General features: G+C 69.1%; 28 protein-coding genes and 1 pseudogene. 14 read left to right on the forward strand and 15 right to left on the reverse strand.

Annotated elements, in window-relative coordinates; genetic code table 11:
- Positions 1–59: 59 nt before the first annotated feature.
- The gene (locus AC3A5R_RS18545) at positions 60–407 is read left to right on the forward strand and encodes a YtxH domain-containing protein (RefSeq protein ID WP_487622245.1); all 348 of its coding nucleotides are present in this window, start codon (positions 60–62) and stop codon (positions 405–407) included.
- Positions 408–428: 21 nt separating this feature from the next.
- Here AC3A5R_RS18545 and AC3A5R_RS18550 read toward each other — a convergent pair whose 3' ends face one another.
- From AC3A5R_RS18550 to AC3A5R_RS18560, 3 genes are all read right to left on the reverse strand, one after another.
- Complete coding sequence (locus AC3A5R_RS18550; RefSeq protein ID WP_487622246.1) at positions 429–1,757, reverse strand: PP2C family protein-serine/threonine phosphatase; 1,329 nt, start codon at positions 1,755–1,757, stop codon at positions 429–431.
- Between the two features lie 22 nt (positions 1,758–1,779).
- Positions 1,780–2,667, reverse strand: coding sequence for an ANTAR domain-containing protein (locus tag AC3A5R_RS18555; RefSeq protein WP_487622247.1), 888 nt, complete (start codon positions 2,665–2,667; stop codon positions 1,780–1,782).
- A 170-nt stretch (positions 2,668–2,837) separates the two neighbouring features.
- Positions 2,838–3,341, reverse strand: a complete 504-nt coding sequence (locus AC3A5R_RS18560; protein ID WP_487622248.1) for a hypothetical protein — start codon at positions 3,339–3,341, stop codon at positions 2,838–2,840.
- Positions 3,342–3,519: 178 nt separating this feature from the next.
- Here AC3A5R_RS18560 and AC3A5R_RS18565 point away from each other — a divergent pair, with 178 nt between their 5' ends.
- Complete coding sequence (locus AC3A5R_RS18565; protein ID WP_487622249.1) at positions 3,520–4,059, forward strand: SRPBCC family protein; 540 nt, start codon at positions 3,520–3,522, stop codon at positions 4,057–4,059.
- Between the two features lie 170 nt (positions 4,060–4,229).
- A complete protein-coding gene (locus AC3A5R_RS18570) occupies positions 4,230–4,598 on the forward strand; it encodes a hypothetical protein (RefSeq protein WP_487622250.1) in 369 nt (122 codons plus the stop codon).
- Between the two features lie 487 nt (positions 4,599–5,085).
- Here the strand turns inward: AC3A5R_RS18570 and AC3A5R_RS18575 are convergent, their stop codons facing one another.
- Together AC3A5R_RS18575 and AC3A5R_RS18580 are read right to left on the reverse strand one after the other, a co-directional pair.
- On the reverse strand, positions 5,086–5,289 hold the full coding sequence (locus AC3A5R_RS18575; protein ID WP_487622251.1) for a hypothetical protein: 204 nt from the start codon (positions 5,287–5,289) through the stop codon (positions 5,086–5,088).
- A 110-nt stretch (positions 5,290–5,399) separates the two neighbouring features.
- Entirely contained in the window at positions 5,400–6,278 is an 879-nt protein-coding gene (locus AC3A5R_RS18580) for a membrane protein (RefSeq protein WP_487622252.1), read from the reverse strand.
- A gap of 166 nt (positions 6,279–6,444) precedes the next feature.
- On the opposite strand from AC3A5R_RS18580, the gene AC3A5R_RS18585 reads away from it, so the two are divergent.
- Together AC3A5R_RS18585 and AC3A5R_RS18590 are read left to right on the forward strand one after the other, a co-directional pair.
- Positions 6,445–7,785, forward strand: coding sequence for an ABC1 kinase family protein (locus AC3A5R_RS18585; protein ID WP_487622253.1), 1,341 nt, complete (start codon positions 6,445–6,447; stop codon positions 7,783–7,785).
- 856 nt (positions 7,786–8,641) lie between these two features.
- Positions 8,642–9,502 carry an endonuclease/exonuclease/phosphatase family protein gene (locus tag AC3A5R_RS18590; protein ID WP_487622254.1) on the forward strand — a complete coding sequence of 287 codons (861 nt, stop codon included), beginning with the start codon at positions 8,642–8,644 and terminating at the stop codon, positions 9,500–9,502.
- A 104-nt stretch (positions 9,503–9,606) separates the two neighbouring features.
- Here the strand turns inward: AC3A5R_RS18590 and AC3A5R_RS18595 are convergent, their stop codons facing one another.
- Both AC3A5R_RS18595 and AC3A5R_RS18600 read right to left on the reverse strand, forming a co-directional pair.
- On the reverse strand, positions 9,607–9,843 hold the full coding sequence (locus AC3A5R_RS18595) for a hypothetical protein (RefSeq protein WP_487622255.1): 237 nt from the start codon (positions 9,841–9,843) through the stop codon (positions 9,607–9,609).
- Between the two features lie 251 nt (positions 9,844–10,094).
- On the reverse strand, positions 10,095–10,409 hold the full coding sequence (locus AC3A5R_RS18600; protein ID WP_487622256.1) for a MerR family transcriptional regulator: 315 nt from the start codon (positions 10,407–10,409) through the stop codon (positions 10,095–10,097).
- Between the two features lie 155 nt (positions 10,410–10,564).
- Here AC3A5R_RS18600 and AC3A5R_RS18605 point away from each other — a divergent pair, with 155 nt between their 5' ends.
- The 3 genes from AC3A5R_RS18605 (at position 10,565) to AC3A5R_RS18615 (ending at position 11,955) form a co-directional block, all read left to right on the forward strand.
- Positions 10,565–10,996 carry an Hsp20/alpha crystallin family protein gene (locus tag AC3A5R_RS18605; RefSeq protein ID WP_487622341.1) on the forward strand — a complete coding sequence of 144 codons (432 nt, stop codon included), beginning with the start codon at positions 10,565–10,567 and terminating at the stop codon, positions 10,994–10,996.
- A 23-nt stretch (positions 10,997–11,019) separates the two neighbouring features.
- Positions 11,020–11,331 (forward strand): hypothetical protein, encoded by a 312-nt coding sequence (locus AC3A5R_RS18610; RefSeq protein WP_487622257.1) that lies wholly within the window; start codon positions 11,020–11,022, stop codon positions 11,329–11,331.
- A 276-nt stretch (positions 11,332–11,607) separates the two neighbouring features.
- Positions 11,608–11,955, forward strand: a complete 348-nt coding sequence (locus AC3A5R_RS18615) for a J domain-containing protein (RefSeq protein ID WP_487622258.1) — start codon at positions 11,608–11,610, stop codon at positions 11,953–11,955.
- A gap of 19 nt (positions 11,956–11,974) precedes the next feature.
- Here the strand turns inward: AC3A5R_RS18615 and AC3A5R_RS18620 are convergent, their stop codons facing one another.
- Entirely contained in the window at positions 11,975–12,895 is a 921-nt protein-coding gene (locus AC3A5R_RS18620; protein ID WP_487622259.1) for a LysR family transcriptional regulator, read from the reverse strand.
- A gap of 122 nt (positions 12,896–13,017) precedes the next feature.
- Here AC3A5R_RS18620 and AC3A5R_RS18625 point away from each other — a divergent pair, with 122 nt between their 5' ends.
- Complete coding sequence (locus tag AC3A5R_RS18625) at positions 13,018–14,142, forward strand: PrpF domain-containing protein (RefSeq protein ID WP_487622260.1); 1,125 nt, start codon at positions 13,018–13,020, stop codon at positions 14,140–14,142.
- Positions 14,143–14,204: 62 nt separating this feature from the next.
- Entirely contained in the window at positions 14,205–15,515 is a 1,311-nt protein-coding gene (gene dctA / locus AC3A5R_RS18630; protein ID WP_487622261.1) for a C4-dicarboxylate transporter DctA, read from the forward strand.
- A gap of 110 nt (positions 15,516–15,625) precedes the next feature.
- Here dctA and AC3A5R_RS18635 read toward each other — a convergent pair whose 3' ends face one another.
- The 3 genes from AC3A5R_RS18635 to AC3A5R_RS18645 all read right to left on the reverse strand — a co-directional run bounded on the left by AC3A5R_RS18635 (position 15,626) and on the right by AC3A5R_RS18645 (position 17,598).
- Positions 15,626–15,805: a hypothetical protein gene (locus tag AC3A5R_RS18635; protein ID WP_487622262.1), complete on the reverse strand. Its 180-nt coding sequence runs from the start codon at positions 15,803–15,805 to the stop codon at positions 15,626–15,628.
- Complete coding sequence (locus AC3A5R_RS18640; protein WP_487622263.1) at positions 15,802–15,990, reverse strand: hypothetical protein; 189 nt, start codon at positions 15,988–15,990, stop codon at positions 15,802–15,804. Before AC3A5R_RS18640 ends, AC3A5R_RS18635 begins: the two co-directional genes overlap by 4 nt.
- 273 nt (positions 15,991–16,263) lie before the next feature.
- Entirely contained in the window at positions 16,264–17,598 is a 1,335-nt protein-coding gene (locus tag AC3A5R_RS18645) for a PP2C family protein-serine/threonine phosphatase (protein WP_487622264.1), read from the reverse strand.
- Between the two features lie 624 nt (positions 17,599–18,222).
- Between AC3A5R_RS18645 and AC3A5R_RS18650 the strand changes: the two genes are divergently transcribed.
- The 4 genes from AC3A5R_RS18650 to AC3A5R_RS18665 all read left to right on the forward strand — a co-directional run bounded on the left by AC3A5R_RS18650 (position 18,223) and on the right by AC3A5R_RS18665 (position 22,812).
- On the forward strand, positions 18,223–19,809 hold the full coding sequence (locus AC3A5R_RS18650; protein WP_487622265.1) for a ribonuclease J: 1,587 nt from the start codon (positions 18,223–18,225) through the stop codon (positions 19,807–19,809).
- Between the two features lie 542 nt (positions 19,810–20,351).
- Positions 20,352–20,966, forward strand: coding sequence for a TetR family transcriptional regulator (locus AC3A5R_RS18655; protein ID WP_487622266.1), 615 nt, complete (start codon positions 20,352–20,354; stop codon positions 20,964–20,966).
- The gene (locus AC3A5R_RS18660) at positions 20,963–21,955 is read left to right on the forward strand and encodes an NADP-dependent oxidoreductase (protein ID WP_487622267.1); all 993 of its coding nucleotides are present in this window, start codon (positions 20,963–20,965) and stop codon (positions 21,953–21,955) included. Before AC3A5R_RS18655 ends, AC3A5R_RS18660 begins: the two co-directional genes overlap by 4 nt.
- Positions 21,952–22,812 carry an alpha/beta fold hydrolase gene (locus tag AC3A5R_RS18665; RefSeq protein ID WP_487622268.1) on the forward strand — a complete coding sequence of 287 codons (861 nt, stop codon included), beginning with the start codon at positions 21,952–21,954 and terminating at the stop codon, positions 22,810–22,812. The genes AC3A5R_RS18660 and AC3A5R_RS18665 overlap by 4 nt, the downstream gene beginning before the upstream one ends.
- 921 nt (positions 22,813–23,733) lie before the next feature.
- Here AC3A5R_RS18665 and AC3A5R_RS18670 read toward each other — a convergent pair.
- The 4 genes and pseudogenes from AC3A5R_RS18670 to AC3A5R_RS18685 form a co-directional block, all read right to left on the reverse strand.
- Entirely contained in the window at positions 23,734–24,012 is a 279-nt protein-coding gene (locus AC3A5R_RS18670) for a hypothetical protein (protein WP_487622269.1), read from the reverse strand.
- Positions 24,013–24,546: 534 nt separating this feature from the next.
- On the reverse strand, positions 24,547–24,867 hold the full coding sequence (locus AC3A5R_RS18675) for a hypothetical protein (RefSeq protein WP_487622342.1): 321 nt from the start codon (positions 24,865–24,867) through the stop codon (positions 24,547–24,549).
- Between the two features lie 95 nt (positions 24,868–24,962).
- Positions 24,963–25,160, reverse strand: a pseudogene (locus AC3A5R_RS18680) (transposase); the annotation flags it as partial.
- Positions 25,161–25,411: 251 nt separating this feature from the next.
- Positions 25,412–25,885, reverse strand: coding sequence for a hypothetical protein (locus AC3A5R_RS18685; RefSeq protein ID WP_487622270.1), 474 nt, complete (start codon positions 25,883–25,885; stop codon positions 25,412–25,414).
- Between the last annotated feature and the right edge of the window lie 360 nt (positions 25,886–26,245).

Genomic DNA, 26,245 nt, shown 5'->3' on the forward strand with positions numbered 1-26,245 from the left:
TATGGCTGAGGGAGACCGTCGGCGCCCCTGGGGCGACCGACCCCACCTACGGAGGCCTCATGAAGAGACTGCTCATCGTCACCGCCGGCGCGGTTGGATTCCTCCTCGGCTCGCGGGCCGGTCGGGCGCCCTACGAGCAGTTCATGCGCGCGATCGGCCAGTTGAAGGACGACCCCCGCGTGCAGGCGAAGGCGCACCAGGGTGCCCAGCTCGTGCGCGAGCAAGGGCCGGTCGTGGCGGACAAGGTGGCCGATGCCGCCCGAACCGCAACCGACAAGGTCGCTTCCGCCGTTTCGGGGTCTACCGACGGCGGTGCCGCGGACTCGCGCCAGGAGAACGCGGAGGACCCTGTCGAGCAGGCCGTGCAGTTCCAGAGGGACCACGGGCCCAAGGGTCCGCTCCCCTGAGAGCTGCTCCAGGCCGGGGCGTCAGGGCCGGGAGTCGGATGCGTCCGGCACGCTGACCGCGGTGGCGCTCGAGGCATAGGTCAGCAGGAGCAAGGCGAGGTCGTCGTCGAACCGGCCGGCGTGGGCCTGCACGAGGTGCAGGAGCTGGTCCAGGCAGGCATCGGGGTCCACCTCTCGCAGGGCCGTCTCGATGGAGGCCCGCGCCACGAAACCGCCGGCCGCGTTCCGGGCCTCTACGAGCCCATCGGTGTAGAGCAGAAGCCGGTCGGTCGTGTTCCACCGGTGCATCGTGGCGCGGTCCGCCGGCCCGATCCCGAGGGGCAGGCAAGGTTGCACGGCAAGCTCGCGGACGCTCGTGGCGGACACGAGAAGGGGCGCAGGATGGCCTGCCGAGACGACCGTCAGGCTGCCGGCGTCCGTGATCTCGACGAAGACCGCCGTGGCGTAGCGTTCGGAGTCCCAGAAGGGCGTGACGTAGTCGTGGACCCGGCGGGCCACGGCTAGCAGGTCAGCTTCGCTGGCGCCGTACTGGCGGAAGGCGCGGATCACGCGAGCGGCCTGGGTGACGGCGCCGATGCCCTTGCCGCTGACGTCGCCCAGGACGAGGCGGAGTCGGCCACCGTCCGCGACGAAGTCGAAGAAGTCGCCGCCGACCTGGGCGGTGCGCGTGGCCGAGTGGTAGCGGGTCGCGAGTCGGACAGTGCCGACCTGAGCGGGCAGCACGGGCAGCAACGCCTCCTGCGCCACGCCGGCGATGCGGCGCGAGTCCCGAAGATCCGCCTCGCGGCGCGCCCTCACCACGGCTACCAGCACCGACAGCGCGCCGACCAGAACGACGTCGGCCAGCCGGACGACGTACTGGACGCTGAAGTCGTTCCACAGTCCGGACGCGGCCGCGACGACCACCGCCGCGGCTGCAAATCCGGTGGTCGACCGCGGCGTCAACGCAGACGCGGCCAGCAGCGGCGCCAATCCGAGGAAGGGGGTCAGCACCGCGACCTGCGGGTTGGTGGCCACATCCGACAGCGATGTCACGACCAGGAGGACGGCGCTGGCCCAGCCGATGGCCCGGGGTGATCGCCAGAGTCCGGTGCGTACCCCCTCGGGGGTGGTTGAGATCGAGCGAAGCTGCACGAGTCGGCCGGACCCTTTCACCCGTTGGGCCCAGGCCCGCGAATCTGACCTCGCATTGTCACCCGCAGCCTTGACCGCTGATGGCGATTCCGCGAACCCGGTGAGAAGCGATTGACCGGGAGACCCATGCCGGCCCTCGTTTGCCCTCACCGCGCCGCGGTGGGCGCCTCGCGACGAAGTGACGCGGATCCGCTCGCTGATGGCCGACGAGGGCAAGCGAGCTCGGCCTTCGACTCCGTCACCCCTTCCTGTCGGCCGGCTGGGGCTCTTCCCCGCTGCGTACGAACTCCGAGGCAAGCGTGCTCAGCTTGGTGTTGCGGCTCTGGCTGGCCCGTGCGAGGCGGGCGAAGGCCTCCTCGGCGGTGATCCCGTGACGTCCCATCAGGATGCCGACGGCGATGCCGACCACGCGGGCGGTCTCCAGCGCGGCACGCAGGTCGTCGGACTGCGCCTGCGACCCAGCCGGACCTGGCACGTCGCCGGAATACGACGCGCGGCCCGCCGGTCCGGGGCGCAGTGTCTGGCTCGGGAACTCCCCGTACAGGTCCCGGTAGAGCTGCGCGAAGCGCGAGCTGGTGAATCTCCACCGACCTGCCACTGCCGTCACCGTCAGGCTGGCTGGATCCCCCTGTTGCAGCTCCCGGCGGGCCAGATCGAGGCGGACGCGCCGAAGGTAGGCCATCGGGGTGGTGTCCAGATGACGTCGGAAGGCCAGCTGGAGTGCGCGTGGTGTCACCGAGGCGGCGCGGGCGATGTCGCTGACAGTGAGGTCGGCGCTCGGGTCGGCCTCGATGAACGTGATGGCGCGGCGCACCGTGTCCGGGTGGGCGTCCTGACGGTCCTCGGTGGTGGGGTCCAGCGGTGCATCGTTCGGAAAGGCCGAGAGGGTGACCGCGGCGAGCAGCCGCCGGGCGGCGGCAGCGACGAGTTCGCCCAGGTCCGGCTCCTCGAGCAGGTCCTGCACGAAGGCCAGCGTGCGTGCCCACTTCGCGGCGGCTTCGGCGGAGACGGGGTGGTCCGGGTTCAGGACGGGCGGTGCGCCGTGGGTGATGGTGGCGTCGAGCTGCTCCCGCAGGCGGGCGTCCGCGTCGGCGACGTCGTCGGTCTGAAACCGGTAGCGAGCCATTGCACCCCATTTCGCACGCCGTCGGCTCGACGATGCGCTCGGCGCGATCTCGGTTCGACGGTAGTCCCGATGCACAGAAAGCGAAACCGGTGGTTTGGCGCCCTTTGGGTCCGCCGATGTCGCCGGGCGAGCGAGGGCAGTTCGGCGGCTCAGCCGTACTGTCGATGAACCTATCGAGACAGCTCGGCGCAGAGGTTGCGTGAGGTGCCGTGCGTGCTGAGCAGCGTGAAGTCACCGGTCGGTGTTGCGGTGAACACAACCTGGCCAGTGAAGAGGGTCGTCGAAGGACCCGCAGGCACGTCGGTCGGGAACAGGAACAGGACGTTGTGGCCGTTCAGCACGTTCAATGTCGAGCCGTCCGCGAGGTAGGTGGTGCGTGTCACTGCACCGTTCGACGGCAGGGACACTGTTGCGCGGGTGGTTTCATTCGTGAACGTCAGGGCGGAACCCGTTCCTGTCGACAGCGTGCGTACTGGGTTTCCGGCCTCGTCCGTGAACGTGCGGTCGATCGTGTTGCCCAAGGTGCCCTCGACCTGCAACGGGAAAGCGCACGCGGTGCCGGCCGGGAAATCGAAGGTGAAGTCGCTCGCGCCTGCGGCCTCAGCGCCCGCGGTCGTGCCGAGTATGGCGAGCACCGCCGCGGTTGCGACGGTCCGCGTCTTCTTCATGCTCATGGGGACTCCTCGGTTGGCGTGTGGGGGTTGCAGCGACATGGGCCGAGGCCGGCAAGGTCGCCTTGCGGAGGCGTGACGCGGGTTCTGTGTGAGCGGATCGCGCCAGGTCGGGAGGCGGCCGGAAGATGGTGAGTACGGAAAGAGTCATTGCTCGCCGACCATCGTCGATAGGCAAGGCATGTTCGCATTCATCGCGGCCACGGCCGCGGAAAGGGCCGCACCGCGACGCGGCGACGAGTTGATCGCCCCGGCCGACGTCGTCATGGACCGCGCCTTCACGCTGCCCGCTCCGCCGTTGCAGGTGTGGCCCTGGCTGGCCCAGTTGGGCAAGAGGCGCGCCGGGTGGTACCTGCCGGTCGGCCTTGAACGGTTCCTACCGGCCGCCAGGCGAGCCGCCTGGGAGATTCAAGACCGCTGGCAGCACCTGCAGGTCGGCGACACCGTTCCTGACTACGGCGGCAAGAACGAAACATTCCGGGTCGCCCACATCGAACCGCCAACCGCGATCGTCTACACCTCGCGGCGCGGCGCCACCAGGGTCACCTGGTCCATCACCCTGGAACCGGCCGGCGCCGGCACCCGAGTCTTCCTCCGACTGAGAATGGCCCCCGTCCGCCGTCGGTGGCTGGCCGAGACAGCCGGGGAACTCATCGACGTCGTGACAGTCGCTGCCATGGCCACAGGCCTGCGACAACGCCTGAGCGCCCGGGCCAGCTGACGCGTGGTCCAGGGCCACCTGACCGGTACACACGATCGTGGTGCCCGCTCTCGCCCCGCGGCCGCGGCGCCCGCCCGGCGGTGAGCCTGGGGACAGCCCGTTGCGCGCGCGGAACCGGCCTCATGAACGGGGTCGGCAACCGCCGTACTGCCCGAAGACAGCGTGCCATCATGACGAACGTGGGCAACGGCACCGAGACCGGGCATGACTCCGAACGCGGCGCGCCCGCTTGCCGAGGCGCCCGTCACCATCGGACCCAGGTGATGGCCGCCACGGCCCTGGCTGCGCTCGCCGTTTGCGCGCCGTTTCTGGCCGCCCGGAACGACTTGCCGTACGAGCGGGGCGGGCTGGTCCTGGTGGGCAACACGGTGCTCGTGGCGGCGGGGGCCCTCACTGCGGGCGGGCTGCTGCTTGCCTTGGGTCGCAATCGCCCTTGGGCCGCCGCCGTCGGCAGGGGGGCAGTGCTGGGCGTCCTTGTGGGCGGCGCGATCTGGGCCGTGCTGCTCATCTTCTGGCCAGGAACCAGTCCCGTCTCATAGCGGCTCTTCCGAGCGTTGGCAACTCTCGGGCGAGAGGTGCCCTCGGTGCTCGGGCGGCATCTTGCGACGTCGGCGTGGACATGTCGTGGGGGCTCTGGCCGAGGTGACCGCGCTGCACGCCGCAGAATTCTCGATCTTCACCGCCGAAGAGCGGGAGCAGTTGACTGATCTGCTCGCCCGTCTGTCGGCACATGTCAAGACTCTTGACCTCGAGTCAGTCACCGCAGCGGCGAAACCCCGCAGGACACCGCGCCGGGCCAGGTCGCGCCAGCGGAAAGGAACACCCCCATGACTGACATCCCGCACCCGACGACGCTCCCCAGCCGGCGTGGCTTCCTCGCGCTGCGACGTATGGCGAAGTCGTCAGGCGGCGGACCGGAACAGCGGGGTTTCTTGCGCGCCGGGGCGCATGCGGAGAGCGGGCCACCGGCAGCCGCCGATGACCCGCCCTCACCTGTAGGTCCAGGCCCGTTCGTTTCGGCGTGAGCTAGAAACCGAGCTTGTCGCCGATGCCACCGAGCCCGGCGGCGCCACCGATCAGTTCCTGCGGGTTGATGCCCAGTTGCCCGAGCAGGTCTGCGTGCTGGTCCGTGTCGACCTGGTCGGGCAGCTGGTCCTCCGCCTGCTGCGCCTTGGCCTGGTCGCCCCGGCTCTTGAGGAACTCGATGACCTGCTGCTTGTCGATCTGCATCCCGTCTCCTTGATCTCGTCGTCCGATGAGGTGCTGGTGATCTGGTCGATCTGGTGGTGCGCGTTGGTGCGGCGCCAGATGGCGCGGCCAACCTTGTCCCGCAGTCGAACTCAGGTGCGAGGGTCGTAGCCGTAGCCGCCCTCGGTGTTCATCACCTGCGTCGCGTCACCTGCCGGGCGGTCGTGGTAGAAGTCGTCGCTCGCGCGAGCCTCGGCAGCCGCCGGGACGGTGCGGCCGACGTCGCTGGTGTGGCCGTTGCCGTCGAACCGGTCCTTGGCCGCGCGGGCCTGCTCAGCCACGCTCGGGGCCTGCTGCACCTGCTCGCGGATGCGATCGGACTCTTGCGACATGCGCTCGAGGTACTGCTCCCAGCGCGACTGCATCGGGCGGATCAGACCGCCGCCGACACCGACGATGAGGACGCCCGCGATCGTGGCGAGAACCGCGATGAGGACAGGCGTCGTCACGGTCGTGGCGATGCCGACCTGGTTCAGGGCGGCGATGATGCCCAGGCCGAGGATGAAGATGCTGGCGATGTTGGCCAGGACCCGGCCGTAGGACAGCCCGCCGAGGGTGTTGGAGATCAGCTCGCGCACCGCCGCGGCGATGGCGGCGGCCACGACGACGATGATGATCGCCACGATGGCCTTGGGCAGGAAGGCGATGACGTCGGTGATGAGGGTGCTGATCGGGTTGGGCCCGAATACGCCGAACGCGAGCTGCAGCACGAACAGCAGCAGCGCGTAGTAGACGAGCTTGCCGACGATGGCCGACGCGTCGTACTGGCTGCGGGCCAGGGCCTTCTTGATGCCGCCACGTTCGACCGCTCGGTCGAAACCGACGCGTTCGAGGACCTTGTCGACGACTCGGCCGACGGCCTTGGCGATGAACCAGCCCACGAGCAGGATCACCAGGAAGGCGATGAACTTCGGCACGAACAGCACCACGGAGTGCCACATGTCCGACCAGGTCGAACTCAGGTTGTTCATGGTTGTTGCTCCCTTACGTCGCAAACGGAACGAAGGGTGAGTACCCACCCACGCGGTTGCGAACCGTGGAACCTCTGTTGGCAACCGAGGGGGCTCAGCTTCACTAGCCGGAGTGCGAGGCCCTCGTGGCCCGGCCGGGCGCCGACCAGGCAGCGCAGGCTCGGGCTTGGACACCGGTGCCGCTCCGAACGCAGACTGGAACGTGGCAGATCTCCCCACGCGCGCTCTGGTCCGCGGGGCCCGGTTGGCCGCGGTTCCGGCAGGGTTCCTCGGCAGGCGCGACGCGGGACTGGGCCGACGACTGGGCGGGCAACCCGCCGAGATCATTGCTGCGCAGGTGCAGGCCCGGACCGCCGAGCAGCTGTTCAGCGTCCTCGGGCAGCTCAAGGGCGGTGCGATGAAGGGCGGGCAGTGGCTCTCCACCATGCAGGCAGCTCTGCCGCCCGACCTCGCCGGGCCCTACGGGGAAGCGCTGACGAAGTTGCAGGAAGCCGCCCCCGCCATGCCCACCAGCACCCTGCATCACGTGCTCGCCGAGCATCTCGGCCCGGCGTGGCGTCAGCAGTTCCTCACGTTCGAGGACATGCCGGCCGCGGCCGCCAGCATCGGTCAGGTGCACCACGCCATGTGGCACGACGGCCGGCGGGTCGCCGTGAAGGTGCAGTACCCGCGAGCCGGGCAGGCGTTGGCCGCGGACCTTCGACAGCTCGACCGGCTCGCACCGCTGCTGCGTGTCGTGGTGCCCGCGCTCGACGCGGACGAGCTGTTCCATCAGCTCAGCACCCGTGTCATGGCCGAGACCGACTACGCGCAGGAAGCCGAAGCCCAGGACGCCTTCGCGTCCGCCTTTCGTGGCGACCCTGACATCACGGTCCCCGCGGTGGTGCACGTCGCCGGCCACGTGCTCATCTCGGAATGGGTCGACGGGCGGTCGGTGGCCGGCGTAGCCCGCCATGGCACCCAGGCCGACCGGGACCGGGCAGGTCTGCTGCTGTCCCGGTTCCTGCTGTCCAGCCCGCCCCGGGCGGCCCGGATCCACGGCGACCCGCACCCGGGCAACTTCCGACTCCTGGATGACGGTCGGCTCGCCGTCCTCGACTTCGGTGCGACGCTGCCCGCACGCGGCTGGTCGCCGAGCTTGCAGGCGCTGCTGCGCGCCGCGCGCGACAGGGACGCCGAGGAACTGGCGCACGTAGCGCGGCGCACCGGGCTCGTCCGCGGCGAGGACGTCCCCGGGCCTGCGCTCCTCGACGCGCTCGATCCGATCGTGGAGCCCTTGCGCAGCGAACATTTCACGTTCACCCCGGCGTGGATGCGTTCGGTGGCCACCCGGTTCTCCGACCCCCGCTCACCCACCTCGCGCGTGCAGCGGCAGCTGCACATCCCCATCCCCTACCTCCTGCTGCAGCGCGTGGCAGCCGGCACCACCGGCGTGCTGTGCCAGCTCGAGGCGGACGTGCCACTGGCAGCAGAGGTACGCAGGTGGATGCCCGGTTCAACCAGCTGAACTCGCGTCGGCGCTCGGAGTCTCTGCCCGCAGCCGAGGATCTGGCTTCGCACCGCTGGTGGCGGGATGACGTTGTCTCAGACGTCGCCTGACGTCCTGATTCGTGGAACCGCACCCACCCACTACAGGGATCGGTCTCGCGCCCAGCCCACCGGGTAGGGGGTGGCAAGCGCCGCCGCTCGGAGCTCCAAACACGCGGCCCGCGCGGCGGCGCGTTTCATTGTGCGACCACTCCGCGCTGATGGCAATGCGTCGGATCACGGTCTCTGCGATGTGAACGCCCGCTCGCCGCGCTGCCGACGCGCCGGAGCCATCGCCGTCATCCGGGACGGTGCACCCGAACGTGCTGCGTCCCGGACCGGCCCCCATCACACCTGGGCTCGACGACCGCGGTCGAGGCCGACGCGCTGTTGCTTCAACGCGCCACCACCCCTGGACTCGACCGGTCCTTGAACCAGAGCCCAGACTTGCACTCAGCCGGGCTGTGCGTCCTCGGAATCGCGAACCAGGCCGCTGGCGAGGACCCCCGTGGGTGGGCGCCTGCGCCTGCTCAAAGGCAGTACATCGTGTAGTCACGCCGACGGGCTGGTTCCCAACGCTGTCGAGGCCTTGGGCGCTGATCGAGAGGGGCGCTTGGTCGCCAGCACCCAGGACGGGTTCGTTCTGGTCGACATCGAGTCGGGAGGCTGAGCCATCCACTGGGAACACTTGCCTTGGTGTCGTGCTGACTCCAGGCCAAGATCACGACACCCGCGTAGGTGTGTCCGCTCCGCCCACGTCGCGTCCGCGCCTTGCTCGCGGCGAATAGGCGCGATTGCGCGCCCCGCGACCGCCGGGTTCGATGGTGGGTATGCCCGTGGAGCTCAGCCGCGGCCCGGCCCGAGTCGCTGTGGCGTGGCTCCTGGCTCTCTCCGTCAGCGGCCTCGCCGGATGCGACCTTGGCCACGCGGCGAGCAGCCCGGCCGGCACGAGCCGGGCGACGACGGGTCCGCTGGCGACGCACCTGCGCGTGCTGCAGATGAACCTGTGCAACAGCGGGCGCGCTGCCTGTTACACCGGGGGGCGGGCGGTAAGCCTGGCGGCGGCGCTGGTCCGTCAGCATCGGCCGGACATGGTCAGCGTCAACGAGGTGTGCCGCGACGACCTTCGCGTCCTGAAGCCGGCGATGGCGGCTACCCGGCCCGGTGCCGCTATCGCCTCGGCGTTCGCGTCCGCCGAGGACCGAAACAGCCACGCCCCCGTCCTGTGCCAGAACGGCCAGGATTTCGGTGACGCCGTGCTGGTGGTGGTGCCCTTGTCGGCTTCTGACGCCCGTAGCCTCAGCGGCGTCTACCCGGTGCAAGACCCCGGCGATGTGGAGGAACGAGTCTGGGCGTGCCTCGATATGGCACGGTTCTCGGCCTGCAGCACGCACACGGCCAGCACCAGCCCGACCGTCGCGCTGGAGCAGTGCCGATACCTGCTCGGATCGGTGGTGCCGGCAATCAGCCGCCGCGGCGCACTGACCGTTGTCGGCGCCGACCTCAACCTCCCGGCACGTGGTCTGCCGAGCGCCTTGGCATGCCTGCCCGGTGGCTACCAGCGCGCTGACGACGATGCCGTCCAGAACGTCATGGCAAGCCCGGGTGCCGAGGTGCGATCTCGCTCCGTCCTCGAGATGCAGGGAACCACCGATCACCCCGGCCTGCTGGTTGACCTTGCCCTGCCCCGGCCGTGAGGACAGCCGAATGCTCGCTCCGTTCGTCGCGCCGCGGACGGCACGGGCGGCTGGCGGCGAAGTGAACGGGCGTGACGAGCGCGGAGACGGCCGCGCTGGTCGGCTCAGGCTCGGTCGCGTAGTGCGAGCCGGCGTTGCCGCAGCTCGTCCCTGATCGCGCGCTCGCGAGCGGATGCTCCGTCCGCAGGGGCCGCGGCGTGGCGGGCGTGCGTGCCATCGGTGACGCCGGCAGGTGCGGTCGGGTCGTCTTCGAGGGCAGCGAGCTCGATGACGAGCTCACGGATGCTCATCGAGCCGAGCGCCGCCTGATCGGCCTCGGGCTTATGGACGGTGATGGTCATCGTCGACGTCTCCTTCGAGGAGTTGCGGTCAGCGAGATCGTTTGCTGGTCGGGGACTGCGGCTACTGGGAGTTGCTCAAGTCGGGTGGGTAGTCCTCGTCGTCGGCCGTTGGGTCCTCCGTTGGGCTGGCCGCCGGATCGACGGGGGTGAGCCGGCGAGCCGGTCGGACTCGGGGATCGGCTCGATGGCCTCGGCGAGGCGAGGGTGTCTGACCTGCCCGATGTCGTCGGTGCGTCGGATGCGATTGGCAGTCATGGCTTTTCCTCCTTCGCGGTCTGCCTCTTGTACTTCGAGCGGAGCCGGGTGTTCTCGTCCTGCAGCGGGATCACCATGGCGATCCCGGCCAGGTTCAGCCCCGCCTCGAGCAGGTCGCCGATGCGTCGGAGCCGGTCGATGTCGTCGGCGCTGTAGCGGCGGGTACCTCCCGCGGTGCGTTCCGGCTTCAACAGCCCGCGCGCTTCGTAGGCGCGCAGGTTCTGCAGCCCGGTGCCCGCGAGCTCCGCGGCGACCGAGATCCCGTACACGCCGCGGGCCGGGTCCGGTGCTGGAGCACCCGCGACATCCACGACCAGTTGTCCTTCCGCTGAACTCTTCTGAATCCACCTCTTGCATCAGCATCCCACAGGTGCTATATCAAATCTATAGCGCACGCCACAGATCCTGAATGGGGTCTGTGGCCCACGGAGCATCCGAGAGAACAGGAGTGATGGAGGTGGACACGATGCTGATGCGCACCGACCCGTTCCGTGATCTGGACCGGCTCACCCAGCAGGTCTTCGGCACCAACGGCACCCTCGCCCGCCCATCGGTCATGCCGATGGACGCCTGGCGCGACGGGGACACCTTTCATGTCGAGTTCGACCTGCCCGGGGTCAACCCGGACTCGATCGACCTCGATGTCGAACGCAACGTCGTCACCGTCAAGGCCGAACGCCCGGCCCGAGCCAGCGACGCTGAGCTCATCGCGGCCGAACGACCGCGCGGGATCTTCAGCCGGCAGTTGATCCTCGGCGACAACTTGGACACCGAGAAGATCAGCGCCAGCTACGACGCCGGTGTGCTGACCCTGCAGATCCCGGTCGCCGAGAAGGCCAAGCCGCGCAAGATCGCCGTTGCGACCAAGGGCGAGGACCGGCGGGCCATCAACGCCTGACCCGGTGAGCGAGAGGACCGGTCATGCCCACCGCACCCCTCACTGGTGACCGCGCAGCGCCGACGGTCGACGAGCAGTTCTACGACCTGATCTGCGCCGACGCGGACCTGGTCGCGGCCGAGTTCGACGCGATCATCGCCGCAGAATGGCCCGAGCCGCCGGCCCGAGTGCCCCGAGGTCGTGACGCCGGCGGGTGGCGAGGCGGCGGCCGAGCCCGCCGATCAGCCGGCGGTTCGCCCGGCCTCGGCCCGCCAGCACGGGACGGCGACATCGACCGCTCGGCGCGGGAGCGCGGACCCCCGCCTGTCAGCCGCAGACCCATCGAGAACCACTGAGAACCACCGAGAACTACCGAGAACCACCGAGAACCACGAGACCCAACCCGGACGGACCATGACAGGGAAGGCAGGTGATCGGCACACGTGAGTCAATCCCCACGAGGTGATCGCTCGCCCCGCCGGCACATCCGAACCGAGAGCGTCTGACGCACGAAGCCCGGCGCGCGCCTCATGGCACCCTTTCGGCGGGCCGGACGAACTCATCTCGCACACGTGGCCCCGGCCGTTGCATCTGGCCGGGGCCACGACATCGACATCACCCCGATCTCGCCCATGAGCGGAAGGATCATGCCCTCACCGGAGCCCGACCTCTACGCCACCCTGGGGCTGTCACCGACCGCGACCCAGGCCCAGATCAGCCGTGCCTACCGCGTCCTGCTTCGGCGGCACCACCCGGACACGCGGGACCCGGGTGACGAGCAGGGACGCGTGTCGTCCGACACGACCCTGCAGCAGGTCCTCGCCGCCTATGCGGTGCTGCATGACCCTGTCCGCAGAGCCGCGTACGACCAGCAGGCCGCTGCGGCACGCCCGAGGCCACGGCAACGACGGGGCAACGACCGCGTAGTCGGCCGGCCGCCGATCGTCGCCGGCCCGGTCCGCTGGCACGCAGCTCCCTGACGCGCCTCTTCAGATCGGTTCAGGCAGGGTTCTGGGAGGACTCTCGCGTCTTCGCGACCGAGCGGAAGACCGCCGTCGCCTCGCGCCCGGCAGCGCTGAGCTGCCGACCGGCCAAGTGTGCCAGCAGGATTCGCCGGCTCGGTGCCTTCTCCAGCGGCACGGCCACGACGTCCGGGCGTAGCGCACTGAGCGCGAGCTGAGGCGCCAGGGCGATCCCGATGCCGGCCGCGACCATCCCCTGGGTCTCCTGGTAGTCGTTCGCCGCGAAGGCCACCTCGGGCTCGAATCCTGCACTGCGGCAGACGCGTCGCAGCACGTCGGCCACCGGATGCTCGTCACGCACGATCCACATCTGGTCCTCGAGCGCTGCCACCGGGACGGCATCCGCGCCGGCGAAGGGATGGTCTCGCGGCAGCAGCAGCAGCGTCGGGTCGCTCATGAGGGTGACCGTCGCGAGCCCCGCGTCCCTGATCGGCTGCCATGGGTAGTCCCAGAGCAGCGTCAGCTCGATCTCGCGCCGTTTCAGGCGGTCGACGAGGCCGGCGCGCCGGGCGCTCACCACGGTCACCGCGACGTCCGGGTGGCGCGCGCGGAAGGCGAGGACGACGTCCGGGAGCAGTGACGCGCCGACCGTCGGGAACGTGCCCATGCGCAACTGTCCCCGACGCAGCTGCGCGAACTCCTCCATCTCCGCGCGGGCGGCCTCGACGGTCCTGTCGATGTCCTCGGCGTAGCGCAGCAGCGCCTGGCCGGCCTCGGTCAGCACCGCGCCGCGCGGGTGCCGGTCCAGGAGGGGCACTCCCATCTCGTGCTCGAGCTTGGACACCTGCTGCGACACCGCCGACGTCGTGAACGACAGCTCGGTGGCGGCCGCGGTCAGGGAGCCGAGGCGGGCCACCTCGCGCAGCACGTGGAGCCGTCGCAGGTCCAGGTCAGCCATCCGCAGACTTTAGCAAAGATAGACACTGGTCGACTTTCCTTCGATTGTGCTGAATGCATGAGCGGGCGATCGTGGAGGAGGAGCGGGCCACCCGGCCGGCCACATCCCCGAAGGAGACAACCGTGGAACTGCGCGGGCACTGGTACCGAGGCGGCACGAGCAAGTGCTGGCTCTTCGACGCCCACGACGTCGCCCGGCACGCCTCCAGTCGCGAGGAGATGCTCCGCCTCGTGGCCGACGCGTTCGGTGCCGCGGATGCCCGGCAGCTCGACGGCGTCGGCGGCGGTACGTCGACGACGTCCAAGGCGGCGATCATCACCGCGACCCCCGACGGGCCGGCCGACCTGGACTACCTCTTCGCCCAGGTCGGCATCGGTGAACCCACCATCGAGCTCGGCTCCAACTGCGGCAACTGCGCCACGGCGGTCGCCCTGTACGCCGTCCAGGCCGGGCTCGTGCCCGCCGGTGACGTCGTGACGCGGGTCAGCATGCGCAACGTCAACACCGGTGCCGTGCTCACGGGATCGATCGCGACGCCGAGGCGCCGCATCCCCACCTCCGGCCAGGCCCGGGTTCCCGGCAGCACCGCGCTGGGCGTCCCCGTCGGTCTGGCCTTCCAGGCCCCGTGGGGACTCACGGCCGGAGAGCTGCTGCCGACCGGCCACGCTCGTGACGCCCTGGTCGTCGGGGGCCGGACGCTCGAGGGGACGATGGTCGACGCCGGCGCCCCTGCGCTCTTCCTCGACGCCGCAGACCTCCACGTCGACCTCTCCTCGATGGCGGACCCCTTGGGCGCGCAGCTGCCCTCGCTGCTCGCGGCCAGGGCGGCAGCCGGCGTCGCCATGGGCCTTTGCACCCCGGACTCCCCACCGCAGAACGCCATCCCCAAGGTCGGCATCGTCGCCCCACCGGGCACCTTCACCGCGACGGACGGGACCGTCGTCCCCGCGGACACGCACGACCTGCGGGTGCGCATGCTGTCGATGCTGGCGCCGCACCCGGCCATCGGGCTGACCTCGGCCGTGGCCCTGTCCGCTGCAGCGACCGTGCCGGGTTCCCTTGTGGCTTCGAGCCTTCCGAGCGGTGCGGCCGGCGAGATCCGCCGGCTGCGCATCGGCACCCCCGCCGGCGTCGTCACGACCGAGGTCGTGACGGACGCCGAGGGCCGCGTCGTCGAGGTCGCGCTCGACCGAGCAGCCCGCCGCCTGGCCGTCGCCACCATCGAGGTCGCCGGCGCCGTGGCGTGACGGATCCGCCTACCATCAAAGACCTCCGTGCACGCCGCGGAGCAGACCCAGGAAGTTGTTCAATGAAGATCAAGTCAATCCTCGGGCACCTGTACGTGCAGGTCCTCATCGGTGTCGCGCTGGGAATCCTCGTCGGCGCGCTGTGGCCCGACCTGGGCGCCGGCCTCAAACCTCTCGGTGACGCGTTCGTCAAGGTCGTGAAGTTCATGATCGCGCCGATCGTGTTCTGCACCATCGTCAGTGGCATCACCTCGATGTCGGACGCCAAGCGGGTGGGGCCCACGCTCCTGCGCTCGCTCGGGCTCTTCTACGCCCTCACGGCACTCGCGCTGGCCCTCGGCCTCGCCGCGGTCCTGATCCTGCATCCCGGCACGGGCATGCACGTGGACCCCGCCCACCTCGACGCCAGTGTCGCGGCGAAGTACTCGAGCCAGGTCGGCGACACCAGCCCGGCCGAGTTCCTCATGAGCCTCATCCCCAACACGTTCGTCGGGGCGTTCGCCGACGGCGAGGTGCTGCCGGTGCTGGTCATCGCGCTGCTGTGCGGCTTCGCCTTCACCCGCCTGGGGCCGGCCGGCGCGCTCGCCCTCGACGTCATCAACAGCTTCAGCCGCGTCTTCTTCGTCGTCTTCGGCTTCCTGATGAAGCTGGCCCCCATCGGCGCGTTCGGGGCGATGGCCTTCACCGTCGGCAAGTACGGGGCGCACTCCATCGGCAACCTCGGCCTGCTCATCCTCGCGTTCTACGCGGCGTGCGTCGTGTTCGTCGTCGTCGGCCTCGGCATCGTCGCCAGGGCCACCGGCTTCAGCCTGGTGCAGGTGCTGAAGTACTTCCGCGACGAGATCCTCATCGTCCTCGCCACCTCCTCGAGCGAGCCCGTCCTGCCCCGGCTGCTCACGAAGCTCGAGCGACTCGGCTGCGAGCGAGGCGTGGTCGGCCTCGTCGTCCCGACCGGCTACTCGTTCAACCTCACCGGCACCGCCGTGTACCTGACGCTCGCGTCGATGTTCATCGCCCAGGCGTGCGACATCCACCTCGGGTGGGGGCAGATCCTGCTCATGCTCGGCATGATGCTGCTGACCTCCAAGGGCGCCGCCGGAGTCACCGGAAGCGGGTTCGTCGCCCTCGTGGCCACCCTGACGGTGATGCCGAGCGTGCCCGTCGCCGGCGTCGCCCTGATCGTGGGCATCGACCGGTTCATGAGCGAGGCCCGCGCCCTGACGAGCACCCTGTGCAACATCGTGTGCTGCATCGCCGTGGCCCGCTGGCAGGGCGCCCTGAACACCCAGACCCTGCGCTCGGAGCTCAGCTCGGGCTTCACGCCGACGCCGGCCGAGAGGCGGACGCTCGCGGCGGCGGTTCCCACGCACTGACGCCGCAGCGGCGCACGGGCGCTCGCGCGGAGCCGGTGGCGTCGGGCAGGCTGAAGGGGCCGGACCAGGAAGGAGTCCGGCCCCTTCACCGGCGTCCCGTCGCGTGGGCCTCAGAGCCGGCGGCTCAGGGCCTGTGCGGCGTTGCGCACGGTGGCGGAGAAGGTCGCCAGGCGTTCGAGCGGCAAGCCGATCTCGTCACCGGCCAACTGGATCGCCGCTACGGTCCGCCCCGGCGCGCACGGCTGGCCGGTGCGCGAGGCGCTCCACGGACCGGTACTTGGCGACGTCACCCCTCGCCACCCTGGTCGGGGTCGTCATCCTCGTCGTGGCGTTCGTCCTCGAAGTCCTGGACGAGGTCCCACGCTCGTTGCAGGGCTCCCGCGGAGTCGTCGTCGTCGCGGTCCTTCATCGCCTGCGCCAGGGCCCAGTCCGGAGGAAGGGGGCCGCTCGAGTCCGAGCTGGGGTTGGTCGGCATCTCTTGCACCTCCACGCGCGGTAGGTCGCGCCTGTCCATTGTGACTCAGCCCCTCGAGCCGACCACCACATCGGCCCCGGTTGCGAATCGACCGCACCATGAAGCGACCGGCTACAAGACCCATCTCACTCCTGACAGATTGCGCGTTGTGACTGGTTGGGGCGATGGTGCTCGTCGGGGTGTCTAGTCGTCAGGAAGGGGCTTTGGGCGCCACCGCGCTGCCGCACCGCCGCGTCTCCGCAGCGGGGCGTATCCGCAGCGGGGTGTCGGCCTTCAGCGCTGCGTCTCGCTCCCGTCGCGGTTGGCGCTCGCTCGCCACGTCTCGGCTCCGGCACTCGTCCGGCGGGGCTGCCCGTGCCGGCCGTACCAGTCCAGCACCATGACGGTGGCATCGTCGGCGAGCACCTGGTTGCAGCGCTCGAGCACCATCGCGGTCAGGCGCCGGCTGGCCTCCCGGGGGTGCAGCTCGCGGGTGCGGGTGATCTCCTCGCGCAGGTCGAGCGAGGCAGCCTTCCGTTCGAGCATGCCGTCGGTGACCATGACGAGTCGGTCCCCGGGGCGCAAGGTCTGGTCGGTACGGCGGTACTGCGTCTCGAGGAACATCCCGAACGGGAGGTCGGGGGTGAGCTCGACTGCGGAGGCGCGGCCGTCCCGCCAGAGGTACGGGGACACGTGCCCGGCGTTGATGAGGGCGAGGGTCCCGGTGGCCAGGTCTACCCGGCCCACCAGACCGGTGGCGAAGTGCTCCGCGCCGGAGCCGGCCGTCTGCTGAAAGAGGATGGAGTTCGCCTCGCTCGCCTGGTCCTCGAGCGAACCGCCCATGCGGCGGGTGTTGCGCAGGCTCCCCACGCACAGGGTCGCGGTCAGCGCGCTGCCCACGCCGTGGCCGACAGCGTCGGTCAGTGACAGGTGCAGCGTGTCGCGGGCCAGGCAGTAGTCGAACGTGTCACCGCCGACAGAGGCCGCTGGCTCGAGCCACGCCGCCAGCGTGAAGGCCGCCGCCTCGCACGTGAACGCCGACGGCAGCAGCCGCCGCTGGATCTCGGCGGGCAGCGAGAACAGGGTGCTGCGCTCGGCGCGCTCGAACAGGTCGGTGTGCCGCCGGTTGGCGATGACGACGAAGGCGAGCAGGTGCGCGACCCGGGCGATCTCGGCCACACCTTTGGCGTCCGGTGCCTCGGGCAGGGCCACCTGCAGCAGCCCCAAGGCTTCGCCGCGCTCGGTGACCGGGGCCAGCACGACCCGCCCGCGGCTGTCGTCGACGCCATCCACCACGGCGGCCGGGAGGACCTGGACCGTCTGGGTGCGCATCGCCGTCTCGACCGGGCCAGTGATCGGCACGCTGACCGACTGCTCCCCATCCTGGGTGCGGGTCGCGCCCTCCGCTCCGCTGAGCCCTTGACGCGCCAGCGCCCCGTCGGAGGAGCCGTGCGACATGCGCACCAGCGCGCCGCCGGCGAGGTCGGCGACGAGGAAGAAGGACGCCGACGCCCGGAGGCGGTGCCCGAGCGTGGCCGTCACCGCCTCGACGGCCTCCAGGGGCGAGGCGTTCTCGACGGCATCAAGGACGTCGCCGATCAGCTCCTCGAACGTTGCGCTCTCCCTCACTGCACCACTATGGCGCTGCGGCTGCTGCTGCGGGTGGACTTCCGGCGCTGGCCGCTCGCACCGCAGTATCGAAGGCCCCGTGCTGATCCCCAATGAATGGGCCGGCCGCGACGAACAGTGCCTCTCGCTCGAGGTGACAAGCACCGGGAGCAGAGGCGGCTCCCTCACCGCCGGGACACGCCCGCGGAGTCTGTACGTCGTCGACACCCCGATGGGTGAGGACTCAACGACCAAGGGTTCCCGTCGGCCGACAGGCAGCAGGGAGGCTCCTGGAACTACTCTCGCTGCGACATACCTGCCCTGACGACAGCGCCTACAGGTGGGCGTGCGACACCTCGCTTCGTCGCCGCCTGGCCGCTGTCAAAGTACGAGGAGGATGACCATGAGATCGCAGTTGCACACCCGACTCGGCCGGTCAGTGCCCGAGCGGGCCCCGGGCCGATTGGTCCGCGAGGCCGTCACGTCGGGTCCCGGAGGTCGCCTGTGAGCGCGGATGGCGGTCGCCGGCAGCGGGCCCGTGGTGGCCGGGGACGCGTCTCCCGACGGTCTCAGGAGCTTCCCGCCCTGCCACGCGACGGCCTGCGAATCGTTCCCCTGGGTGGCCTGGGTGAGATCGGCCGGAACATGACGGTTTTCGAGCATGACGGACGGTTGCTCATCGTCGACTGCGGTGTCCTGTTCCCTGAGGAGCACCAGCCGGGCGTCGACGTGATCCTGCCTGACTTCTCGTGGATCCGAGACCGCCTCGACAAGGTCGACGCCATCGTGCTCACACACGGTCATGAGGACCACATCGGGGGCGTGCCCTACCTGCTGCGCGAGCGGCCGGACATCCCGGTCGTCGGTTCCCGCCTGACGCTCGCCTTCCTCGAGGCGAAGCTTCAGGAGCACCGCATCACCCCAGTCACCATGCAGGTGAGCGAGGACGACCGACGCACCTTCGGGCCCTTCGACTGCGAGTTCGTCGCCGTCAACCACTCGATCCCCGACGGGCTCGCCGTCGCCATCCGCACTGCCGCTGGCCTCGTGCTGCACACCGGCGACTTCAAGATGGACCAGTTCCCGCTCGATGGCCGGGTGACCGACCTGCGCGCCTTCGCCCGCCTCGGGCAGGAAGGCGTCGACCTCTTCCTGGTCGACTCGACCAACGCGGAGGTGCCCGGCTTCACCGTATCCGAGGGCGAGCTGACCCCGGCGATCGAAGCCGTGTTCCGGACGACGCCCGGCCGGGTCATCGTGTCGAGCTTCGCCAGCCACGTCCACCGCATCCAGCAGGTGCTCGACGCGGCCCGTGCACACGGACGGAAAGTGGCCTTCGTCGGCCGCTCGATGGTGCGCAACATGGGTATCGCGGCCGAGCTCGGCTACCTGGACATCCCCAAGGGTCTGGTCGTCGACCTGAAGCAGCTCGAGCGTCTACCCCCCGAACAGATCGCCCTGATCTGCACGGGATCGCAAGGTGAGCCGCTCGCCGCCCTGTCGAGGATGGCCAACCGGGACCACCCAATCCGTGTCACCGAGGGCGACACGGTGCTGCTGGCCAGCTCCCTGATCCCGGGCAACGAGAACGCCATCTACCGGGTCATCAACGAGCTCACCCGCTGGGGTGCCAAAGTCGTGCACAAGGGAAACGCCAAGGTGCATGTCTCGGGCCACGCCAGTGCCGGCGAGCTGGCCTACTGCTACAACATCGTCCAGCCCTCGAACGTGCTGCCGGTCCACGGGGAGTGGCGTCACCTGCGGGCCAACGCCGACCTCGCGATCCGCACCGGTGTGGACGCGAAGCGCGCCCTCATCGCCCATGACGGCGCCGTCATCGACCTCGTGGACGGCACGGCGAGCATTACCGGCGCCGTCCCCGCGGGACTGGTCTACGTCGATGCCATGACCGTCGGCGGCGCCACCGAGGCCTCCCTGCACGTGCGCCGCACCCTCGCCGAGGAAGGGGTCATCACCATCGTGTGCATCGTCGACCCCGACACCGGCAAGCTCACCGAGGAGCCCGACTACCTCGCCCACGGGTTCGAACACGCACCCGGCGACTTCGCCAAGGCCACCCCGGCCATCCAGAAGGCCCTCACCAACGCCACCAAGGAAGGCATCGAGGACCTCGAGCAGGTCGAGGAGCTCGTCCGGCAAGCAATGTCCACGTGGGTGCACCGACAGGCCCGCCGAAGCCCCCTCATCATCCCGGTCATCGTCGACGCCTGAGCCGCCCACAGGCACAGACACCGCCGCAAACACAGAGCGGTTACTCCTGCGCGCCCACCGGGCCACACATGGGCGCGCTACCGCCTGGGCCCCTCTGCTGAAGTCAGGGCGGCCGAAGCTTGCAGCAACACGCGCCGGTTCGCCAGGGGCGTCGAGGGTTTCGCCGCGATGATCGCCTACGTGCGCGGGTGGACCATGCGCACGTGGGCCGTGGGGGGCTGCAACGGGATCGGGCGGCACGTCGCGAACCGCTCACCCCGCCGGTGAGCACGTCGTCGACGTACCGCCGATGCTGTCCGCGCGGGCCCGGGTCTTCGCGACCGGGCAGGGCCGCAAGACCGACGCCACCGACGCGCGCTCGGTCGCGTTCCTCGGGACCCGGATGGGTGCGACCGCCCGCGCCTCGCGGTCCCGGCCGGGTCGAGCGCCAAGGCGGACACGGGCTGTGGCGGCGGCGGCAGTCCCTCCCGTCCCCGGGCTCTGTTGGAGAGCGATCGTAATGCTATGCTCGCACCAGTTCTACCGACGAGAAGGGATGGTGCATGGGCAGGTACGCCCCCGACCACAAAGACGGCACGCGGCGCCGGTTGATCGAGAGCTCGGGACGGCGGTTCAAGCGCGACGGGTTCGACGGGTCGGGCGTGTCCGCACTGGTGGCCGACGCCGGACTGACCAATGGCGCGTTCTACGGACATTTCGCGTCGAAGAATGCCCTGATCGCCACCGTTGTCTCAGAGCAGCTCGCCGCCCAGGTCGCGGTGGTCGAGGCACTGCCTCTTGGGCTTGGGTCCCTGCAGGCCTTTGTGCGCAACTACCTCTCGCCCGAGCACCGCGACGACCCTGGCAACGGCTGCCCCTCGGCGGCGCTGCTCGATGAGATCGGTCGTCAGGACATCGTTACCCGGCAGGCTTACACCGACGGTGCGCGGGCGCTCATCGACGCGATCGAGCGCCACCTCGACGCTGCCGGCACGCCTGGCGCACGAGTGCGCGCGATCGGCCTGTTCGCACTGCTGGTCTCTTCGCTCCAGATGGCCCGGGCTGTCACCGATCCGGACCTGTCCCATCAGATCCTCTCGTGCGCCTATGAGAACGCGATGAGCCTGGCCGGAGCCTCCGGTTCCCCGCCCTCAACACTGACCTGGGAGCCCGAATGAAAGCCTTCACCGTCGCGCGCTATGGCCCCGACACGCTCCAGCCGAGCGAGGTTCCGGTCCCCACCGTTGGCCCACGCGATGTCCTCGTTGATGTCCGTGCAGCGAGCATCAACCCGCTCGACAAGCTGGTCCGCAACGGCGAGTTCAAACAGCTCCTGAAGTACAAGCCGCCGTTCGTCCTGGGTCATGACGTCGCAGGAGTGGTGACCCAGGTCGGGGCCGACGTGCGCACGTTCACCGTGGGTGACGAGGTGTACTCCCGCCCGCGTGACCTGCGGATCGGGACCTTCGCCGAGTTCATTGCCATCGATGCCGACGACGTCGCCCTGAAGCCGCGGTCGCTGACTTTCGCGGAAGCCGGCGCCGTGCCCCTCGTGGCGCTGGCCGCGTGGCAAGCCATGGTCGGCGTCGCCCACGTGAGCCGCGGCCAGAAGGTGCTCGTCCACGCCGGCGCCGGTGGGCTCGGGTCCACGGTCATCCAGGTGGCCAAGCACCTCGGCGCCCACGTCGCCACCACGGCTCACAGCAACGATCGGGACAAGGTCCGGCAGCTCGGCGCCGACGACGTCATCGACTACACCCAGGAGGACTTCGCCGACGTGCTGGGCGGCTACGACGTCGTCCTGGACTCGCTCGGAGGCCTCAACCTGGCGAAGTCCCTGACCGTGCTCAAGCCCGGTGGCCTGGCCATCAGCGTCGTCGGCCCACCCGACCCCGCCTTCGCAAGGCAGCTCGGCCACCCGGTCCTCGCGCCGGTCATGGCCGTACTGTCCCGCAAGGTCCGTAGGCAGGCGAAAAAGCTCGGGGTGCGCTACACGTTCTTCTTCATGCGCGCCGACGGACCACGGCTCAAGGCCTTGGCCGCCCTGTACGACGACGGCGCCCTGCGACCCGTGCTCGACCGGACCTTCGACTTCGACCAGACCCCGGAGGCGATGGCGTACGTCGAGCAAGGCAAGGCGCACGGAAAGGTCGTGGTCACCCGATGACTCCCAACACCGGCGACCCCGTGATCACCTCGTACGCGTTGGCCCCGACCCGCACCGTCGCCGCACCGGGGGCTACCTACGCCTACCGAGAACTGGGCCCCGAGGGCGACATTCCTGTGGTGTTCTTCGTGCACCTGGCTGCAAACCTGGACAACTGGGACCCTCGCATCGTCGACGCCATTGCCAGGAACCGGCGTGTCATCACCTTCGACCAGCGCGGCGTCGGGGCATCGACCGGCGAGGTCGCCACGACCATCGAGGAGGCGGCCGACCATGCGTACGAGTTCCTTGCGGCGCTCGGACTCCAAGAGATCGACATCTTCTCCTTCTCGATGGGCGGCTTCATCGCCCAGGATCTGATCGTCAAACATCCCGATCTGGTCCGCAAGCTCGTGTTGACCGGAACCGGACCTCGCGGCGGCAAGGACATCGACAAGGTCGTCGGCGTCACCTACTGGGACATCCTCCGTGCGACGCTGGCCCGCGCGGACCCCAAGGAGTTCCTCTTCTTCAACCGCAACACGATCGGGAAGGCCGCCGGAAAGGACTTCGTCAATCGGCTCGAGGAACGCACCGTCGACCGCGACAAGCCGGTCAGCATAACGGCCCTGCGGACCCAGCTGAAGGCGATCAAGGCATTCGGCCGGTCCGCCCCGTCGGACCTGTCGACCTTCACGCAGCCAACCCTGCTTGCCAATGGCGACAACGACCGCATGGTGCCCAGCGCCCTCTCCGAGGACCTGCACCACCGAATCAAAGACAGTGAACTGATCATCTACCCCGATGCCGGCCACGGCGCGATCTTTCAGTACCATGCCGAGTTCGCCCACATCGCCGCCAAATTCCTCACGCCCTGAGTCAGCCCCTCCCGCGGCCATCCCTGCGTCAGCGGCTCGCCATTATGTGGGTGAAACGCGCCCGACAGGCGGCGATAGGACGCGAATGCGGCCGAGCAGCGAAGGACGCTGGATCTGCGAGCCGCGAGGGAGTTGAGTCCATAGCGTTGGTGTACGACGACACCGGTGGCGTGTGCCTGCTGGATGCAGGTGCGGTCACCGCGTGATCCTTCGAGTGAACCTCTCACAGCACCCTCGAATGGAGCATCGCACGAGCGCCGGCGCGGCGGCGGAGTCCTTCCACTTCACGATGAAGCTGTCTGCCTCCGATGCCGAGACCACGTCACTGGCGTCCGCCGGGTCCAGGCAACGAACGATCCGCTCCGGGTCAACGGGTCGCCCGGGGAGGACGAGGTAGCAGCTGAGGCCGTTGCTCATCTGACGGGACATGGAGGAAAGGAAAGCGTCGCGGGGGAACCGGTTGCACAACAGATACAGGCCCTCGGACTCCAGCCGAACCCGCAGACCCTGGAGCGCCTCTTCGGAAGTCGTAGCCGGCCGCGTCAATGGGCCGCGGCCCTCCATCGCCACGACGAGGCAACATGTCTGATCTGGGCGACCTCCGAAAGGCCCTCAAGGAGCGGGCGGTCGGGGCCACAAAAGGCTGACGAAAGACATCGGCTCCGACGCCAACCGTGGTCGATCACCCCGATGACCAGCCCGTCGCGCAGGGCCAAGGTTGCCAGATCGACCGCACACTGCGGCCCGCTGTGGCCGACAATGCCTCGTGCCGGGCGGGCGACGCTCCTAAGGAAGGCACCTGGTTGATAGCGGTGACGCGAGCCGGGCGGGGCCAGATCGAACAAAGGGAACCGTCTGGCGATGAATCAGCAAAGCAACGCCAGACGATTCCCTGATTGTCCCTGGAGGTGAAAGAACCGCCTAGTGATAGAAGACGTTGGAAAACGTCTTGCCCGAGGCAATCGTCTTGTTGGTGTACGGGTTCTGCCACACCATCCACTCGTCTAGCGCCTGAAACTTCTGGGTGCCCGAAGGATCTGGAATCGAGATGGTCTTGGTGCAGTTTCTCAGCGTGTTCGTCGTCGACCGGCAGGTCATCGCGCTCTTGATTGTAACGGCGGCGCCGTTACGCTGACCGGTGAAGTTGTGCTCCATCCCGTAAACGTCGAAAGAGCAGTAGATCTGGAAGGAGATGTTCACGTAACCCGTTGTGTATGACTGGCTGACCGCCACGTCTCCACAACCGGAACCCCCGCCAGGGTCAATGGCCGCCGAGGCAGGGCCGACTCCTGTCACCAACGTGCAAGCCGCTCCAACCAGCCCAAGGGCTGCCCATCTGCGAAACACCATTCCGACTCCCTAGCAGTTCCCCGTCCGGCGACTTTGCGCCGCCGGCTCAGGTTGGCGCGAACGTAGCAGTGGAGGCACCCGGCAGGTAGGGCCACGCGATCAGGCTGCGTGAACACGCAACGGGGGTTGTCATGTCGGTTCCGCGGTGCGGCTCGGTCGAGCGCATTGGCTGAAGCCGCACCGAGTATCGCGACACGTCGGGGGCCCTCTGGCGGGCTGCTTGGACGTCATTGTTTGGAGAGAACCGGGCGTCAGTGAGCAATGCGGTCTCTACCGAGACACCTCACCCCCATCAAGGTTCGATGACCGTCGCGGCGCAATGGAGAACTCACGGTGACGAGCCTTGAGGGCGGCTACGCTCGCCCGGTCATGGCTCCCTTTGTGTCAAGACGCGGTGGGCAGGGGCGTTCTACGCTGGGTGGTGACGGGTCCGGGAAGTGGCTTCTCCGAAGAGCCGGCGTGGGGTTGTGAGCCGGTCACACTGGAGTCAGAGACGTTGCCCCGGTGCCCTCCCGGGCCCGTCACCTGGCCCTTCACGGTGGTGATCCGGCTGGCGACGTAGTCGCTGAGAATGGTCCGGAAGACGAGGTCGGACAGCCGTCGTTTGAGGCAGCGCATCGCTTCCATCGAGCTCTTCCCGTCGGCCTTCTTCCGGTCGAAGTAGGCGCGGCCCTCGGTCGGGGTGCGTGGCTGCACGGTGGCCATGATGTGAAGCGCCCGGTTGATCTGCCGGTTCCCGCCACGTGAGACCGATGGCGGACGTGGTCGCCGGAGGACGCGTCGATAGGGGCGGTCCCGGTCCAGGACGCGAAGTGGTTGCGGTCCGGGAACCGCGACAGGTCCCCGACCTCGACGAGCAACCGCGCCGCCCCCGACGGGCCGATGCCGTGCAGGTCCAGAGATTTCCCCGTCGCAGTCACGAGGTCCTTGAGCTCCTTGTCGGCGGCCTTCTTCCGGGCATAGATCCGTTCCAGGTCCGCCACGAGCTCGGCCGCCACCGTTTGCGGGTCTTGCCGATCACGACCCGCGCGACGGCTTCGTTCACCGCGTCCTCCGTTGCCCTTGAACCTGTTGATCGTTGGGCATGGAGGGCAGGTCAAGACCGATTCGGACTTGACCCCTCAGGCTCCCCGCTGACACGACCAAGCAACGTCTGGTCATGCCGCCGACCGGGCGTGCCACTGAGCGGGCTTGCTCCCGTTGCGACGGGCAAGCGGGCACGAGGTCCGATTCGCCGGGCATGGCGCGCTCAGCCGGCCGCGTTCCCCCATGCCGGAGCGAGGGCGAGAGCCTGAAGTGAAGCGAACTCCCACGGGTCGACGGGCGCGATGGGTCCAGCATCGGCATACCTGTTCAGCGTGACGACGAGGCCATCAGACCGGAAAGCGACAAGGATGCGGACGCGCTCGTACGGTTCTTCGTTCTCGTCGGCGCGCACTTCCTCGTACCACGCAATGATGCTGCCGTCGGGTGCGCGGACGCATTGTGCGACAGCCGCAAATCCGTTGTCGTCACACGACTTCGGCAGGCCTTCGCCGTACCAGAGCGCGAACGTCGAGGTCGACTCGGCGGTCTGGATCAGGACATCCAGGATGTCCGACTCGTCGCCGCCGGGAAGTGTCGTCTCTGCGTACCTGGAGTGCTCATCACCCGGGTACGTCTTGAGCTCATCCAGCAACCGGGAGATCAGATTCTCTGCCCCTGGCGAGATCTCACTGCTCACGGCGCTGATCTTGTCAGCGATGGCTTTCTGCGGCCAGTAGGCGCACGCTCTCACACATCCGCTCAGCCGCATGTGGCGCGAGCGGCAGGCGGCGGATGACGCGGCAGGACGCCCTGTTCACGTGACGTGGAGCCGCGCCCACGCCGCTCAGGCGTTTCGACGGACAGCGCCCACTCGCGCGCGGAGCAGAATCCGCCCGTGCAATGACGACAGACGTATCCGCGCTCCAGCAAGTACGAAGGTGCGAGACGCCGTCGACGGATTCGTCACAATCGGTGCTGGACCGGCGACCGTCGAACAGGCGCTGAGGGCCGCGACGGCCAGAGCCGCGATCCACCAAGGCCGCGATCCCGCAGCGCC

It is taken from the genome of Intrasporangium sp. Soil_C_50 (genome assembly GCF_057656595.1).